The organism is Bhargavaea cecembensis (assembly GCF_001619585.1).
Classification (GTDB): Bacteria; Bacillota; Bacilli; order Bacillales_A; family Planococcaceae; genus Bhargavaea; species Bhargavaea cecembensis_A.
Genome location: NZ_LQNT01000009.1, coordinates 150,372 through 167,677, shown reverse-complemented (window position 1 = coordinate 167,677; position 17,306 = coordinate 150,372). Strand labels below are relative to the sequence as shown.

The following is a 17,306-nucleotide window of genomic DNA, read 5'->3' as shown; positions in this document are numbered from 1 at the left end:
CCAATCAGCAGCCCGCTATTAAGTGAGAGGGAGACAGGGGGATTAAGTCATGATTTTTCATAAGTCAGGATTTCATTGCTATGCCTGCAGGCTGCAGACAGATCAAAGACTTTTATATGTCAGAAATCCCCTCGTCTATCCCTTTTCTTCAAATGACAAATCCGATATGATAGAAATACATTGCGCATCCGGCGCCGATGGAGGCGACCCAAATTGAGTGAGTGGTACATGGAATATGAGATTGAAGTGAACCGGCCGGGGCTTTTGGGAGAAATCTCCTCCCTTCTCGGACTGTTGCGTGTCAACATCGTGACAATCAACGGTGTGGATCAGGGCAGGAGGGGCATGCTGCTCCGGACTGAGAACGATGATGCCATCGAGCGGTTTGAACTGATCGCCTCGACGATGGATATGATCAATGTCAGGAAACTGAGGCATCCCAAACTCCGTGACGTCCTGGCGGTCCGGCACGGCCGGTACATCCAGCGTGATGCCGATGACAAAAAGACATTCCGCTTTATCCGGGACGAGCTCGGAATACTCGTCGATTTCATGGCCGAGATTTTCAAGCAGGAAGGCCACAAGCTGATCGGAATCCGCGGCATGCCGCGGGTGGGCAAGACAGAATCTGTCGTGGCGGCAAGTGTGAGCGCGAACAAGAAGTGGATTTTCCTCTCTTCTACGATGCTCCGCCAGACGGTCCGGAGCCAGCTTGCGGGTGACGAGTTTTCGCCGGATAATGTCTTTATCCTGGACGGGATCGTGACGAGGAAGGCGAGCGACGAGCGGCATATGCAGCTTGTCCGTGAAATCATGCGCCTTCCTGCAATCAAAGTCGTGGAACATCCTGACATGTTCGTGCGTCTTTCTGAGTACACGATGGACGATTTCGATTACATCATCGAAATCCGACGTGATGAAGATGAAGAAATCACTTACGAGAAACTGGAAGAAAACGACAGAATGTCGAGCCGGAGCGGGATGGATTTCGGATTCAATATTTGATAGGCAGGTGTTTTGGTTGTCCGAATTGGGCGCTCGGCTAAAACAGGCGAGGATGGAGAAAGGTTACTCGCTTGAAGATTTGCAGGAAATCACTAAAATACAGAAACGTTATCTTGCTGCCATTGAAGAAGGCAAGTTCAGCATCATGCCCGGCACATTCTATGTCCGGGCGTTTATCAAGCAATACGCTGAAGCGGTCGGTCTGGATGCCGATGAGATGCTGGCCATGTACAAGGCGGAAGCTCCTGAACCTCTCATCACGGGAGAAACGACGGGGATGTCAGCCCCGACGATGAGACGGACGTCCATGAGGCGCGCGGGCAAGGCGGCAGAAGCAATGCCAAAGATCATCCTTGCGCTGTTCATCGTGGTGGCCATCGGCATCGTCTGGTTCCTGAAGGCCAACCAGGCCGCGGATACGGAACCGGCCGAGGAAATCAACGAAACAGAGAGCACCGTGCAGGTGGAACAGGTCGGCCCTGAAGACGCCGAAGATGCGGCTCCTGCTGAAGATGCGGATTCTGATGAGGACGAAGCCGCTCAAGAAGAGTCCACTGAAGAGGCGGAAGAGCCCGAAGAGCCGGAAACGGAACTTGCAGTCGACAGGTCAGAAGGCGAGAACACCTTCTACAACCTGTCGGGCACCGACAAGGTGACCGTCACACTGACCGGAAAGGGACGTTCCTGGATCTCCGTGACCGACAACACCGGGAAAGAGTACTTGAGCAAGAGCCTCGAGAACGGACAGACAGAGACCATCGAGGCAGAGGATGTACAGTGGCTCCGTTTCCGCATCGGTTATGTACCGGGCGTGGAGATCAGCGTGAACGGCAATCCGCTCACTTACGAAATCCCCGGGACGGAACGGGTGACCCAGAACATCATCATCCAGCTCGGCACTGAACAATAGTCATCTCCAGGGATGACTTATTTTTTTTGAAAGGTGCGTCATTCATGAATTTACCTAATAAAATCACCGTGGCACGAGTCCTGCTGATCCCGGTGTTCATCCTGTTCATGCTGGTTGACTTCGGCATGGGCACCATCCATGCAGGAGGCGTGGAACTGCCGGTTGAGCATCTGATCGGCGGCATCATCTTTATCATCGCGGCGCTGACCGACTGGTTCGACGGCCACCTGGCCCGCAAATATAATCTTGTTACGAACATGGGCAAGTTCCTTGACCCTCTGGCGGATAAGCTGCTTGTATCCTCGGCTCTGATCATTCTCGTGGAGATGGGCTTTGCGCCTTCCTGGGTCGTGATCATCATCATCAGCCGCGAATTTGCAGTGACCGGCCTGCGTCTGATCCTGGCAGGCGGCGGGGAAGTCGTGGCGGCGAATATGCTGGGAAAGATCAAGACGACGACACAGCTTCTCGCGACCATCTTCCTGCTGCTCCACAATATCTTCTTTGAAGCGGCGGGCATCCCGTTCGGAACGATCATGCTGTACATTGCGCTCATCTTCACAGTCTGGTCAGGCGTGGATTACTTCTATAAAAACCGCCGTGTACTGCTGGATTCTATGTAAGGGGGAGTCACCGTGAAAGCCGAAATCATTGCTGTGGGATCCGAATTGCTTCTTGGGCAGATCAATAACACGAATGCCCGTTACATTTCGGCAGGGCTTGCCGAACTGGGCATCAGCGTCCACTTCCATACCGTGGTCGGGGACAATGCCGGAAGGCTCGAGGAGGCGATCCGGATCGCCGAGTCGCGGTCTGACCTGCTCATCTTCACAGGCGGGCTGGGCCCGACAAAGGATGACCTGACGAAGGAAACAATCGCCCGCCATGCCGGCACCCGGCTTGTCTATGATGATGATGCGCTCATCTCGATCCGTGCCTGGTTCGACCGCATGGGGCGCGAGATGACCGACAACAATAAAAAGCAGGCCCTGATCCTTGAAGGGGCAACAGTCCTGCAGAATCATCATGGCATGGCGCCGGGCATGCTGTTTTCCGCGGGCAGCCGCCACTATCTCCTGATGCCGGGGCCGCCGAAGGAAATGGAACCGATGTTCACCGAGCAGGCGAAACCGCTTCTTGCGAGGCTTGCAGGCTTCACAGGGCCGATTGCCTCGCGGGTTTTCCGCTTCTATGGAATCGGGGAAGCCGAGCTGGAGCACCGGATGTCAGATCTGCTGGATAATCAGACGAATCCGACTCTCGCCCCTCTCGCTTCCGATGGTGAAGTGACGATCCGCGCAACCGCGAAGGCGGACACGGTGGAGGAGGCGGCAGGGCTGTTGGACGGTGCGGAAGCCCAGATCCGAAAGATTGCCGGCAAGTACCTGTACGGTTATGATGACGAGACACTGGTTTCGAAGGCCGCCGCTCTCCTGATCGGAAACGGCCTGACGATTTCCGCCGCGGAAAGCCTGACGGCCGGACTGTTTATGGCGGAGCTCGCAGAACAGCCCGGTATCAGCGCCGCGCTGGCCGGGGGTGTCGTGACCTATACCGCAGAGGCAAAAAAGGAGCAGCTCGGAATCCCGGCTTCTCTTCTGGAAGAAAAGGGTGTCGTCAGCGAAGAGGCGGCTTCCGCGATGGCAAGGGCTGTCCGGGAAAAGTTCGGCACCGATTACGGAGTCGGGCTGACCGGGGCGGCAGGACCGGATCCTCATGACGGCCAGCCAGGCGGCACCGTATGGGTCGCCATTGCATCCGGCAAGGAAGTCAGGACCCGTGAACTCCTGCTCTCGGGCATGCGGAACACAAACCGGATCCGCGCGGTGAAATCAGCCATGCATATGCTGGTCGGGATGATCGGTGAGACGGCCGACGTGAAAAAATGAACATTCAGGGCGCCGCAAATTTCAATTTCGGCGCCTTTTCCTATGCCGATATCCAAAAACGCGGCGCCAGGCTGTTCAAGTTTCAAATATTGCCTGCATAAAAATCGAATGGATGTTCGCTTTTTTCTTGTGTTTTTCTCAATGACCGAGTATAGTAGAGACAGAAAGAAAACCAGTATACACCCATGAGGAGGAACAAGTTTGAGCGATCGCAAAGCTGCATTGGATATGGCACTGAAACAGATTGAAAAACAATTCGGGAAGGGTTCCGTCATGAAATTGGGCGAACAGACGGACCGTGTGATCTCGACGTCTTCAAGCGGTTCACTCACCCTTGACACTGCGCTCGGCGTAGGCGGATACCCGCGCGGCCGGGTGATTGAAATCTACGGCCCTGAGAGCTCAGGCAAGACGACGGTTGCGCTACACGCCATCGCGGAAGCGCAGGCGGCAGGCGGTTCGGCAGCCTTCATCGATGCTGAGCACGCTCTGGACCCGGTCTATGCACAGAAGCTGGGCGTCAATATCGATGAGCTGCTCCTATCCCAGCCGGACACGGGAGAGCAGGCTCTCGAAATCGCTGAAGCGCTTGTACGCAGCGGCGCGATCGACATCATCGTCATTGACTCCGTCGCGGCACTCGTGCCGAAAGCGGAGATTGAAGGCGAAATGGGCGATTCCCATGTCGGCCTCCAGGCCCGCCTCATGTCGCAGGCGCTCCGGAAGCTTTCCGGCGCCATCAATAAATCGAAGACCATCGCGATCTTCATCAACCAGATCCGCGAGAAAGTCGGCGTGATGTTCGGTAACCCCGAAACCACGCCGGGCGGCCGTGCACTGAAGTTCTACAGCTCGGTGCGTCTTGAAGTACGCCGCGCGGAATCCATCAAGCAGGGCAATGACTTCGTAGGTAACCGCACAAGGATCAAGGTCGTCAAGAACAAGGTGGCGCCTCCGTTCCGCACGGCGGAAGTCGATATCATGTACGGTGAAGGGATCTCCAAAGAAGGCGAGATCATTGACCTCGGTGCAGAAACGGATGTCGTCCAGAAAAGCGGTTCCTGGTACTCGTACAACGGAGAACGCCTTGGGCAGGGCCGCGAGAATTCGAAACAGTTCCTGAAGGAAAACCCGGATATCCGCCAGGAAATCGCCGGGAAGATCCGTGATGCCTATGGCCTGAACGGTCCTCAGGTTGCCGTCGAGGAGGAAGAAGAGTCCGAGGATGAAATCTTCGACCTTCTCGTCGACGAAGATAAGTAAAAATATGCCCGGTTTTCGGACCGGCCCCGGCCGGCAACAGAGCCCTCATCTTCCCCAAGATTTGCGGTGCGGTTGCCGGCTTTTTTTATTGCGCTCTTCCGAAATGGGACAGGGCGGAAAATGCAGGAAATCGGCTTTCTTCCCACCTTGACAGCGCTTTTTGCCGCCGGTACAATTGAAGATGGATAGATTTATCCAATGACCATCATGACAGATTTTGTGCAAGACCGGCATGAACAGCATGAATGACCGGCATTGAGCCGGAATGGTTTAACAGACGAATGAAAGCAGGGGGAGGTGACCTCAATGGTTGAAGTGATCATCTCCGCTTTGCTCGGACTCATCGTCGGTGCAGTTGTTGGCTATTTTGCCTTAAAACAAGTGAACGATTCCAAAGTGACCGGTGCGAAGCAGTCTGCCGAATCCATCGTGGAAGATGGCAGGCGCGAAGCGGAGGCACTGAAAAAAGAAGCGCTACTTGAAGCGAAAGATGAAACTCACAAACTACGGACAGAAGCCGAATCGGACATCCGGGAACGCCGCGCGGAACTCCAGCGGCAGGAAAACCGGCTGTTGCAGAAGGAAGAGAATCTTGACCGCAAGGAGGATGCGCTGAACAAACGTGAAGCGGGTCTGGAGCGCAAGGAAGACGCTTTGGCCGAAAGACAACAGCATATCGCACAGATGGAGAGCAAGGCGGAACAGCTCATGAGCGATCAGCAGACTGAGCTAGAACGCATATCGGCCCTTACCCGGGAAGAGGCGCGGCAGCTGATTCTGTCGGAAGTCGAAACAGAGCTTTCGACGGATATCGCCGTCATGACCAGGGAGGCCGAACTGCGGGCGAAGGAAGATTCAGACAAGAAAGCCCGCGAAATCCTGTCATTGGCCCTGCAGCGGTTTGCTGCCGACCATGTGGCGGAAACGACCGTATCGGTGGTCAATCTGCCGAACGATGAGATGAAGGGCCGGATCATCGGTCGAGAGGGAAGGAACATCCGCACCCTGGAGACTCTGACCGGAATTGATCTCATCATCGACGATACACCGGAAGCGGTGATTCTGTCCGGCTTCGATCCGATCCGCCGTGAAATTGCGCGGCTGGCCCTCGAAAAGCTTGTGCAGGACGGCCGGATCCACCCGGCCCGGATCGAAGAGATGGTGGAGAAATCCCGCAAGGAAGTCGACGAGCAGATCCGCGAGGCGGGCGAGCAGACGACTTTCGATCTCGGGATCCACAATCTCCACCCGGATCTCATCAAGATCATCGGCCGCCTCAAGTATCGGACAAGCTATGGCCAAAACGTCCTGAAGCACTCGAAGGAAGTGGCCTACCTGTCCGGGCTTCTCGCAGCCGAGCTCGGGTTCAAGGACTCCGACATCGCGATTGCACGGCGCGCGGGATTGCTGCATGACATCGGGAAGGCGATTGACCACGAGGTGGAAGGAAGCCACGTCGAGATCGGCGTCGAGCTCGCCACCAAGTACAAGGAGCATCCGGTTGTCATCAACAGCATCGCGTCCCACCACGGAGACACGGAGCCGACATCGGTCATCGCCATTCTTGTGGCGGCGGCTGACGCCCTGTCGGCAGCCCGCCCGGGTGCGCGGAGCGAGACGCTGGAGAACTACATCCGCCGTCTTGAAAAGCTCGAGGAAATCGCGGAAGACTACGATGGTGTCGAGAAATCCTATGCCATCCAGGCAGGACGGGAAGTCCGCATCATCGTACGTCCGGATCAGGTGGACGACATCACGGCACACCGGCTCGCCAGGGATATCCGGAAACGGATTGAAAGTGAGCTCGATTATCCGGGCCATATCAAAGTAACCGTCATCCGGGAAACCCGGGCGGTCGAATACGCAAAATAACAGCATGCACAGGCTTCCCGGGAAAGTCCGGGAAGCCTTTTTCATTGCTGAAACAGGACGAGGAGAGGACCAATTGAAAATTCTGTTCATCGGAGATATTGTCGGGGAGCCCGGCATGGAAATGGTACGGCGCACGCTGCCGGGACTGCGGAGAAAGTATGCACCCGATGTAGTGATCGCCAATGGGGAAAACGCGGCATCAGGCAAGGGGCTGAGGCGCCAGGATTATGACGATCTGATCTTCGGGGGCGTTGACGTCATCACGATGGGGAACCACACATGGGACAAAAAAGAGATTTTCGATTTTATCGACGGGGCGGATGCGCTGATCCGGCCGGCGAACTTTTCGCCGGAAGCGCCCGGCCGCGGCATGACGACCCTATCAAAGGAAGCGGGCCTTCTGACGGTCATCAACCTCCACGGGCGCGCATTCATGCCTCCCCATGACGATCCTTTTGAAGCGGCGGATCAGCTGATCGCACAGGCCAAGGCCGAGTCTCCGCTTGTGTTCGTTGACTTCCATGCCGAAGCGACAAGCGAAAAAATCGCGATGGGCTGGCATCTGGACGGCCGTGTGACGGCCATGGTCGGAACCCATACCCATGTCCAGACGGCGGATGAGCGGATTCTGCCGGGCGGGACGGCCTATCTGACGGATGCGGGAATGACCGGGCCATACGACGGGATCCTCGGCATGAGGAAAGAAGAAGTGCTATACCGTTTCCGCACAAACCTGCCGGCACGATTCGAAGTTCCGAAAAAAGGGCGCACGCAGCTGGGCGGCTTTTTCGTCGAGGCCGATCCGGCCTCCGGAAAGGCGACCCGCTGCGAACGCATACTCATCAATGATGACCACCCGTTAAAGGGATAAAATGACCGTCCCGCTTGACTGTTCATGCGCTATACGCGCTACGCATACAATATGGCATGGAAGAGTCCGGTTCCATGAAAGCGGAAAAACAGGAGGGATAGGCATGGACTCATTGAAAGTATCCTCACGCTCCAATCCGAATTCTGTTGCAGGAGCACTCGTCGCGGTGATTCGGGAGAAAGGTTATGCGGAAATGCAGGCTGTCGGGGCCGGAGCGCTCAACCAGGCCGTCAAGGCCGTCGCCATTGCAAGGGGATTTGTCGCACCGAGCGGCAATGACCTGACCTGCTCGCCGGCCTTCACCGACATCCTGATTGCCGGAGAGGAACGGACGGCGATGAAACTGCTCGTGGAAAAAAGAAAACGATGAACTGTCGGCCTCCCGTAGCGGGAGGCCGTTCGGTTTTTGGATAGGCACTGGGGTGCCGGACCGGCGCTCAAGATGTGTCAATGTGCCGACATTCGGACCCCCGGCTTGTCTGGCCGTACCCCCGTCTCGTATAATGGGGAAAACATCCGGTTCCGGCCGGTTAAATTTGTCCGATTGCCGCCCCGGCAAACAGCGGACGGCAGAAAAGGTGGATATGATGGAAAAGACATACACGAAACACGAGATCATCGACAAGGCGAAAGAGCTTGCCGAAATGATCGCACAAACGGAGGAAGTGGATTTCTTCAAGCGTGCCGAAGCGCAGATCAACGACAACCAGAAGATCCGGGAAAAGATCGCCAGCCTGAAGAGCCTCCAGAAACAGGCGGTCAACTTCCAGCAGTATGGAAAGGAACGGGCACTCGGACTTGTTGAAAACAAGATCGAACAGATCGAGAAAGAAATCGACGAAGTGCCGATCGTGCAAGAGTTCAAGCAATCCCAGATCGAAGTGAATCAGCTGCTCCAGCTCGTGTCCAACACGATTGCAAACAATGTGACCAACCAAATCATTGAATCAACCGGAGGCGACGTGCTGCGCGGTGAAACCGGCTCCATGGTCCGCAATGCTCCCGGCGGCAAGAAATAAAAGAAAGTCCGAAGGAAGAAATTCCTTTGGGCTTTTTTCACTTCCTGGGCGAATGATGCATAGGATGGAAGTGAACCGAAGAAGGAGGGTTGACCCTGAAAAACTTACGGCAGATCGTCACGAAAGCGGTAGTCGCCAAAGGAAGGAAGAAATCGGAGTCGACGGAGGTGCTCCGGCCGCCAAATAAGCCGTCGGGCATCCTGGGCTGCTGGATCATCAACCACACCCATCAGTCCAAGAAGTATGGTAAGTATTGTGAGGTGTCCGGCAAGTTCGACATCAACGTCTGGTATTCACATCATGACCATTCGAAGACGTCGGTTTACACGGAAACAATCAGCTATAAGGACCGTGTGCGCCTCCACTATCGTGATGGTGCGACCGGCGGCCAGGAAGACGTGTACATCAAGGTCATCCAGCAGCCGAACTGCACCGAAGCGATCATCAGCAAATGCGGAGAAAAATTCCATGTTTCGGTCGAGCGCGAACTCCTTGCAGAGGTAGTCGGGGAGACGAAGGTGTGCGTTCAGGTCCATCCGCACGATTTTGAGGAAGAATGGCGTTTTGAAGATGAGAGCTCTTCTTCTTCTTCATCGGGGGGGCATCGGGAAGGCAAAGACTTTAAAAAAGACTTTGACCACGAGAAGGACGATTCAGACAAGGATTCCAGTTCTTATTGAGAGGCCGGGGAGCTTCCCCGGCTTTTTCTGTTGTGCCGGGTCTCTGATATAATTGAAGAATACTGAGGTTTACGGGAGTTGTACAACGATGGCAGTGAAAACTTTGACACCAATGATGAGACAGTACCTTGAGATTAAAGAGGATTATAAGGACGCCTTCCTGTTTTTCAGGCTTGGTGATTTTTATGAAATGTTTTTCGAGGATGCGCTGAATGCATCGCAGATTCTTGAAATCACCCTGACATCCAGGGATGGCGGCCAGACCGGAAAGATTCCGATGTGCGGTGTGCCGTACCATTCATCCGCCGGATATATCGAGACGCTCGTCCGGAAGGGATACAAGGTGGCGATCTGCGAGCAGACGGAGGACCCGGCACTTGCAAAGGGCATCGTCAGGCGTGAAGTCATCCAGCTGATCACACCGGGGACATTGACGGAGGGCCGGACAATCGGAGAAAAGTCAAACGTCTATATCGGTTCTGCAGGCAGGACAGGGGAAGGGGAATATGCGCTTGTGCGCATCGACCTGTCCACCGGCGAGGGAACGGCGACCTTCGCGGGGCGGGATCCGAAATCGCTCATATCAGAAGCGGAAGCACTCCAGATCCGGGAAATCGTCGTACCGGACGAGCTGTATCTGGATCTTCACGAGCAGGCACAGGCCCGTTCAATCCTTCTGTCCATCGAGAACGGGGAAGCCGACCGGGACTGGGAGGGGGCACTGACCGGTGCCTGCCCCGCTCAGATCCGTCCTTCCGCCGCCCGCCTGCTCCGTTATCTGGAGCGCACGCAGAAGCGCTCCCTATCCCACCTCCAGCCGATTGTCTACAGGGAGCAGAAATCCGTCCTTTCGATCGATCCAAACTCAAGAAGAAACCTGGAGTTGGTCCAGTCGATCCGCGGCGGCGGCGAGAAAGGCTCGCTGTTCTGGCTGCTGGATGAAACGGTCACGGCCATGGGCGGCAGGAAACTCAAACAGTGGATCCATGAGCCGCTCGCCGGAAAAGACGCCATCCTGGAGCGTACCGATGTAGTGGAAGAACTGATTGCAGACTTTTTTGTCCGTGGCGAGGTCCGGGAACTTCTGAAAGGCGTCTATGACATCGAACGTCTTGCAGGTAAGATCGCGCTCGGCAATGCAACCGGCCGCGAACTGGCACAGCTTAGACGTTCACTATCACAGGCAGGCCCGATCCGCGGATCACTCGAGGCTTCCGGGGGAGAAAAGCTAAAGCGGATGGCCGGCACAATTGATCCGTCCACGGAAGTCCTTGCAATCCTTGAGCGTTCGATCACCGATGACCCGCCGATCAGCAATAAAGAGGGCGGTGTGATCCGGGAAGGGTATCATGCCCGCCTGGACGAATTGCGGGATGCCTCCAAGAACGGCAAAGATTGGATCGCTGCCCTGGAAGCGGAAGAACGGAGCAGGACCGGCATCAAATCGCTTAAAATCGGTTACAACAGGGTATTCGGTTACTATATCGAGGTAACCAAGTCCAACGTCCACCTCGTGGATCAGGATCGCTACGAACGGAAGCAGACCCTGGCCAATGCTGAGCGCTACATTACACCGGAACTGAAGGAGAAGGAAGCGATCATCCTGAATGCAGATGAGGAAGCCCTCGTTCTCGAGGCGGAACTGTTCCAGGCGGTACGGGATGAGGTCAAACGCCATATCCCTGGCATCCAGGCCCTGGCCGACCGGCTCAGCACGCTCGATGTCCTGACCGCGTTTGCTGAAGTATCGGAGAGATACCGGTTCGTGAAGCCCGACTTCAGCGAAGGACGCGAGATGAAAATTATTGGAGGCCGGCACCCGGTAGTCGAGAAAATGCTGGATGATGGCACTTATGTCCCGAACGATTGCATCCTGGATGAAGGCTCGAACATGTTGCTTATTACGGGCCCGAACATGTCAGGGAAGAGTACATACATGCGGCAAGTCGCATTGACCGTCATCATGGCGCAGATCGGCTGCTTTGTACCTGCCGATCGGGCTGAACTTCCGGTGACCGATCAGATTTTCACGCGCATCGGCGCGGCAGACGATCTGGCCGGCGGACAAAGCACATTCATGGTCGAGATGATGGAATCCCGGCTGGCGCTCGCAAACGCGACCCCGGACAGCCTCCTGCTCTTTGATGAAATCGGGAGAGGAACGTCTACTTATGATGGAATGGCGCTTGCACAGGCGATGATGGAGCACATCCATGATCATATTGGGGCCAATACGCTGTTCTCCACGCACTATCATGAACTGACCGGGCTATCCGATACGCTGGGCAGGCTGAAAAACGTCCATGTGGCCGCAGCCGAACAGAACGGCCGCGTCATTTTCCTTCACAAAGTGAAGGACGGGGCGGCGGATAAGAGCTACGGCATCCAGGTGGCTGAGCTTGCCGGACTTCCGGAAAGCGTCATCCGCCGGGCAGACGAACTGCTGGGTGAATTCGAGGCTGACAGGCCTGCCGCAGAGTCCCGCACGGAAGCGGAGGGCCAGCTGTCTCTGTTTGATGAAGCCGGGGAAGAGACGACCTCCGTCAAGCAGGAGGACGCGCAAGCCGGCCTGGCCGGAGAAATCGAACAGCTGGATCTTCTCCGGATGACACCGATGGATGCTTTCCAGTGGCTGCACGGCTTCCAGGAACGACTGAAACGGAACGGAAGGTGATCGGATGGGACAAATCGTTCTGATGGATGAACCGCTGTCCAATAAAATCGCAGCAGGCGAGGTGGTGGAGCGTCCTGCGTCCGTCGTCAAGGAGCTGGTGGAGAATGCCATAGATGCCGGAGGGACTTCCATCGAGGTAAGGCTGGAGGAAGCGGGGCTGTCTTCGATTCGGGTGACAGACAACGGCAAAGGCATGGATACTGAAGATGCCCTTCTTTGTTTTTCAAGGCATGCCACTAGCAAGATCGGCAACGAGCATGATCTGTTCAGGATACGGACGCTCGGCTTCCGGGGGGAGGCGCTGGCCAGTATCGCCGCCGTTTCTAAGGTGGATATGCAGACGTCTGACGGTGAATCCGGCGGGTGCAGAATCCGCATCGAGGGCACACGCCTTGTCGAACAGGAGCCGGCCGCCTACCGGAGGGGAACCGACATCACGGTTTCACAATTGTTCTTCAACACACCGGCCCGGCTAAAGTACATGAAGACGATCCAGACCGAGCTTGGCCATTCCATTGATTACATGAACAGGGCCGCACTCAGCCATCCGGATATCGCATTCCGGCTGGTCCACAATGGCCAGGAGCATCTCCGTACATCCGGAAGCGGAAATCTCCTCAAGGTCATATCAGACATCTACGGACCGGGGACCGGCCGGAAGATGCTCGCATTCGAAGGAGAGTCGGCAGATTATGAGGTGTCCGGCTATTGTGCACTGCCGGAGGTCACCCGTGCATCGAAAAACTACATGACGGTCCTTGTGAACGGCCGCTGGGTCAAAAGTTACGCCATTACCAGGGCCGTGATTGACGCCTATCACACCTATCTGCCGATCGGGCGCTTTCCGATAGCCGTCATCGACATCAAGGGTGATCCTTATCTGACGGATGTGAACGTGCATCCTGCAAAGCAGCAGATCCGTCTGAGCAAGGAACCGGAGCTCTGCGCGCTGATCCGGGACGCGGTCCGCAGGGCGGTGTCCGGTGCGATCGGTGCGCCGGCCGCAAAACCCCCGAAGGAAGCACGGCCAAAAACGGAGCAGACCTCACTATGGCATCAGCGGGAAAGGGAAAACCGTGTCATGCCGGAAAACGGGAAAACCGTCTATCAGCCGGCTTCTCACAGTCCGGAAGTCCGCGTGGAGAATCATGAAACATCGGATTCGGGAGCGGCCAACGGGAACAGCTTGCCATTTCCCGCAACGGAGGGCCAAGTTCAGCATTCAGAAACCCGCCGTCAGCCGACTGCCCAGATCATTTCAGATCCTCCTGTCGGGAAGGAAGAAACGGACACTCCGGAACTCGTTGACGGTCCTGAAGTGCAGGAGCAACAGTTGGAGGAAGGGCACACCAGAAAAGTGCCGTTCGGGGAACTGGAAGTTGTCGGACAGATCCACGGGACCTACATCGTCGCCCAGAGCACCGATGGTTTTTATCTGGTTGACCAGCATGCTGCCCAGGAACGGATCAAGTACGAATATTTCCGTGAGAAGGTTAAGCGTGCGGACGGCAACGAACGGCAGGCACTCATGATTCCATTGACTTTCCACTATCCTGCCGACGATATGGAAAGGATCCGGGAACTGCGCGGAACTCTGGCATCCGTCGGCGTGGAAATGGAGGAATTCGGCAGCCGGACCTTTATCGTGCGCGAGCATCCCGCATGGTTCCCGGCAGGTTCGGAAGAAGAAATCATCGATGCGATCGTCGAGCAGGCGCTGACCGAAAGAAGGACAGATATCGGCAAGCTGCTTGAGGAGACGGCCATTCTCATGAGCTGCAAGCGGTCAATCAAGGCGAACCATTACCTGACGCGGGCAGACATGGAGCGGCTGCTTCATGATCTTGGGCAGGCCGAGAGCCCGTACACCTGCCCGCACGGCCGGCCGGTCATCATCCACTTTTCCACATATGAAATCGAGAAGATGTTCAAGCGTGTGATGTAACACGAAAGGGGAGAGCCAGTTGGAAACCTATATCCTGTCGATCGACCAGGGGACAACCAGTTCACGTGCCATTTTGTTTGACCGGGAAGGACGTGTGGTCCATTCCGCGCAACAGGAGTTCAGGCAGTATTTTCCGCAACCCGGATGGGTGGAGCATGACGCCAATGAAATCTGGGGATCGGTCCTTTCCTGCATCGCCGCAGTGATGACCGAAAGCGGAATCGGCCATGAACAGATCGGTGCGATCGGCATCACAAACCAGCGTGAAACAACCGTCGTCTGGGACCGGAAAACAGGGCGTCCGGTCCACCATGCGATCGTCTGGCAGTCACGCCAGACCCAGCCGATCATCAATGAACTGAAGGCATCCGGGCACGAGGATCTGTTTAGGAAAAAGACAGGATTGGTGCTCGACCCTTACTTTTCCGGCACAAAGGTGAAGTGGATCCTGGACAAAGTTGAGGGAGCCAGGGACAAGGCGGAGTCAGGGGACCTGCTGTTCGGCACAATCGACAGCTTTCTGATCTACAAACTTTCCGGCGGTGCCGTCCATGTGACCGATGTGACGAATGCCTCCAGAACCCTTCTGTTCAATATCCATGACATGGAGTGGGATGAGGAACTGTGCGGCATCCTCGGCATTCCGATGAAGATGCTGCCTGAAGTGAGGCCCTCGTCCGAAGTATATGCCCACACGGACCCTGCGGTCTTTTTTGGAGGTAAGGTACCGCTCGGCGGGGCGGCGGGGGACCAGCAGGCCGCCCTGTTCGGGCAGGCGTGCTTTGAAAAAGGGATGGCGAAAAATACTTACGGCACCGGGTGTTTTATGCTCATCAATACCGGCAAACAGCCGACCGAATCCCGGCACGGCCTTTTGACAACCGTTGCCTGGGACATCGGCGAGGGGCCGGTCTATGCACTTGAAGGCAGTGTGTTCGTCGCGGGTTCCGCCATCCAGTGGCTGCGTGACGGCCTTCGCATGCTCCGGAAAGCCCGGGACAGCGAACAGTATGCCGCCCGTGTCGATTCTGCGGACGGCGTCTATGTCGTCCCTGCGTTTGTCGGACTCGGAACGCCTTATTGGGATTCGGATGCGCGCGGCGCCATCTTCGGCCTGACCAGAGGGACGGAAAAAGAGCATTTTATCCGTGCCACACTCGAGTCTCTTGCATATCAGACAAAGGACGTGCTGGACGCCATGGAGAAAGATGCCGGTATTCCGGTCAAGCATCTGCGGGCTGACGGCGGTGCAGTGGAAAACGGGTTCCTCATGCAGTTCCAGAGCGATATTCTCCAGTCGGATGTGGAACTGTCGGAGCTGAGTGAGACGACCGCACTGGGCGCCGCCTATCTGGCGGGGCTGTCGACCGGATTTTACAAGGACTGTGACGAGATCGCCTCGATGTGGAGATCCAGGAAAATGTACTCTCCGAAGATGGACCCTGCAGGTCGGGACCGCCTGTACGCCGGGTGGCAAAAAGCGGTGGAAGCAACGCGTTCGTTTAGAATGTGAAGGGAGTGGCGACCATGTTTTCGACATTGCTCAGGCCGAAGATGAAGCAGCATGCCTCAACGTTCCGTTTCGATCTTCTCGTCATCGGAGGGGGGATCACCGGGGCGGGCATCGCACTTGATGCCGTCACCAGGGGAATGTCCGTCCTGCTTGTTGACATGCAGGATTTCGCGGAAGGCACTTCCAGCCGGTCGACAAAACTCATCCACGGCGGGCTCCGGTATCTGAAGCAGATGGAGCTGAAGATTGTCTCGGAAACCGGGCGCGAACGGAAAGTCGTTTACGAGAACGCACCCCACGTAACAGAGCCGGAGCGGATGCTGCTGCCGTTCCACAAGGGCGGCACGTTTGGACCGTTCATGACCTCCGCCGGGCTCGCGGTGTATGACAGGCTGGCCGGCGTCGGTAAAGCCGAGCGCCGGGCGATGCTGTCACCGGAGGAAACCCTCCGGCTGGAACCGCTGCTGAAGCAGGACGGCCTTCTCGGAGGCGGCCATTATGTGGAATACCGCACAGATGATGCCCGACTGACCCTCGAGGTTCTCAAAAAGGCGGCGGAAAAAGGCGCGCTTTGCCTGAATCACTGCAGGGCGGAGGAATTGATCTATGATGCGGAAGGCAGAGTCGCCGGTGCCCAAATCCGGGACCGGCTGGACGGCAGCCGATTCCGTGCAGATGCGGACCACGTCATCAATGCAGCCGGGCCATGGGTGGATGAGGTCAGGGGCCTGGATGCCATCGATAACGATAAGCATCTCAAGCTCTCTAAAGGAGTCCATATTGTGATCAGCCAGTCTCGTTTCCCTCTAAGGCAGGCTGTCTATTTTGACAGTCCTGACGGCCGGATGATCTTCGCAATACCAAGGGACGGGAAGGCTTATGTCGGGACGACCGATACATTCTACGATGGGGACCCCGAAGGTGTTGCGGCAACGGAAGACGATGTGGATTACCTCCTGGAGGCGGCCAATGGCATGTTCCCGGAGATCGGCCTGACCAGGCGGGATGTCGAGTCCACATGGGCAGGCGTCCGGCCGCTGATCCATGAAGAAGGAAAAGACCCTTCGGAGATTTCACGGAGAGATGAAATCTGGGAGTCGGAATCGGGTCTTCTCACGATGGCCGGCGGAAAGCTCACGGGATACAGGAAAATGGCCCAAGAAGCCGTCGACCGGATCGTCCGCCGTTCAAAGGACCGCACTTTTGGTCCCTGCATCACTAAAGCGCTCCGTCTGTCGGGCGGAGACTTCGGTGATCCCGCTGAACTGGAGCTGTATATCGAAGGTAAGGCAAATGAAGCCGAACTTTACGGCCTGACCCGGGAAGAAGGACGCGAAATTGCTGCTTTTTATGGAACGAATGCCGATGTCGTGTTCCGTTTTGCTCACGCTGCGGGGGGTGGCGCCGGACTTAGTGCCGCTGTCAGAGGCAGGATTCTTTATGCCATCCACGGAGAAATGGCAGCCACCCCGGCCGATTTTCTGGTCCGGAGAACCGGCTGGATGTTTTTCGATGCAGACAGGGTGAGGGCAGAAGGAAAGAAAGTGACTGAATACATGGCAGAGCTGCTTTTCCTGAATCAGGGGGAGAAGGCGCGGATGCTTCAAGATCTCGACCAAGCCATCAGTCAGACGGCAGGTCTGCAAGGAGGATGACCGATTGGAC

At 56.3% G+C, this 17,306-nt stretch carries 14 protein-coding genes; all 14 read left to right on the top strand.

What is annotated here, in order from left to right:
- The first annotated feature begins 213 nt into the window (after nt 1-213).
- The 14 genes from AV656_RS04525 (at nt 214) to AV656_RS04460 (ending at nt 17,296) form a co-directional block, all read left to right on the top strand.
- Nucleotides 214-1,005 carry a DUF3388 domain-containing protein gene (locus AV656_RS04525; RefSeq protein ID WP_063179336.1) on the top strand — a complete coding sequence of 264 codons (792 nt, stop codon included), beginning with the start codon at nt 214-216 and terminating at the stop codon, nt 1,003-1,005.
- A 16-nt stretch (nt 1,006-1,021) separates the two neighbouring features.
- On the top strand, nt 1,022-1,915 hold the full coding sequence (locus AV656_RS04520; RefSeq protein WP_156484798.1) for a helix-turn-helix domain-containing protein: 894 nt from the start codon (nt 1,022-1,024) through the stop codon (nt 1,913-1,915).
- 44 nt (nt 1,916-1,959) lie between these two features.
- The gene (gene pgsA / locus AV656_RS04515; RefSeq protein WP_063179333.1) at nt 1,960-2,538 is read left to right on the top strand and encodes a CDP-diacylglycerol--glycerol-3-phosphate 3-phosphatidyltransferase; all 579 of its coding nucleotides are present in this window, start codon (nt 1,960-1,962) and stop codon (nt 2,536-2,538) included.
- Nucleotides 2,539-2,550: 12 nt separating this feature from the next.
- Nucleotides 2,551-3,804 carry a competence/damage-inducible protein A gene (locus tag AV656_RS04510; protein ID WP_063179331.1) on the top strand — a complete coding sequence of 418 codons (1,254 nt, stop codon included), beginning with the start codon at nt 2,551-2,553 and terminating at the stop codon, nt 3,802-3,804.
- 201 nt (nt 3,805-4,005) lie between these two features.
- Nucleotides 4,006-5,067, top strand: coding sequence for a recombinase RecA (recA, locus tag AV656_RS04505; protein WP_063179329.1), 1,062 nt, complete (start codon nt 4,006-4,008; stop codon nt 5,065-5,067).
- A 306-nt stretch (nt 5,068-5,373) separates the two neighbouring features.
- The gene (gene rny, locus AV656_RS04500) at nt 5,374-6,939 is read left to right on the top strand and encodes a ribonuclease Y (RefSeq protein ID WP_063179327.1); all 1,566 of its coding nucleotides are present in this window, start codon (nt 5,374-5,376) and stop codon (nt 6,937-6,939) included.
- Nucleotides 6,940-7,012: 73 nt separating this feature from the next.
- The gene (locus tag AV656_RS04495) at nt 7,013-7,810 is read left to right on the top strand and encodes a TIGR00282 family metallophosphoesterase (RefSeq protein WP_063179325.1); all 798 of its coding nucleotides are present in this window, start codon (nt 7,013-7,015) and stop codon (nt 7,808-7,810) included.
- 103 nt (nt 7,811-7,913) lie between these two features.
- Nucleotides 7,914-8,180 (top strand): stage V sporulation protein S, encoded by a 267-nt coding sequence (locus AV656_RS04490; protein WP_008297102.1) that lies wholly within the window; start codon nt 7,914-7,916, stop codon nt 8,178-8,180.
- Nucleotides 8,181-8,397: 217 nt separating this feature from the next.
- Entirely contained in the window at nt 8,398-8,829 is a 432-nt protein-coding gene (locus tag AV656_RS04485) for a RicAFT regulatory complex protein RicA family protein (protein ID WP_197462204.1), read from the top strand.
- 95 nt (nt 8,830-8,924) lie between these two features.
- On the top strand, nt 8,925-9,509 hold the full coding sequence (gene cotE, locus AV656_RS04480; RefSeq protein WP_063181219.1) for an outer spore coat protein CotE: 585 nt from the start codon (nt 8,925-8,927) through the stop codon (nt 9,507-9,509).
- A gap of 88 nt (nt 9,510-9,597) precedes the next feature.
- Entirely contained in the window at nt 9,598-12,183 is a 2,586-nt protein-coding gene (gene mutS, locus AV656_RS04475) for a DNA mismatch repair protein MutS (protein ID WP_231877235.1), read from the top strand.
- Between the two features lie 4 nt (nt 12,184-12,187).
- The gene (gene mutL, locus AV656_RS04470; protein ID WP_063179323.1) at nt 12,188-14,128 is read left to right on the top strand and encodes a DNA mismatch repair endonuclease MutL; all 1,941 of its coding nucleotides are present in this window, start codon (nt 12,188-12,190) and stop codon (nt 14,126-14,128) included.
- A gap of 19 nt (nt 14,129-14,147) precedes the next feature.
- Nucleotides 14,148-15,641, top strand: coding sequence for a glycerol kinase GlpK (gene glpK, locus AV656_RS04465; RefSeq protein ID WP_063179321.1), 1,494 nt, complete (start codon nt 14,148-14,150; stop codon nt 15,639-15,641).
- A 14-nt stretch (nt 15,642-15,655) separates the two neighbouring features.
- The gene (locus AV656_RS04460) at nt 15,656-17,296 is read left to right on the top strand and encodes a glycerol-3-phosphate dehydrogenase/oxidase (RefSeq protein WP_063179319.1); all 1,641 of its coding nucleotides are present in this window, start codon (nt 15,656-15,658) and stop codon (nt 17,294-17,296) included.
- Nucleotides 17,297-17,306: the final 10 nt, after the last annotated feature.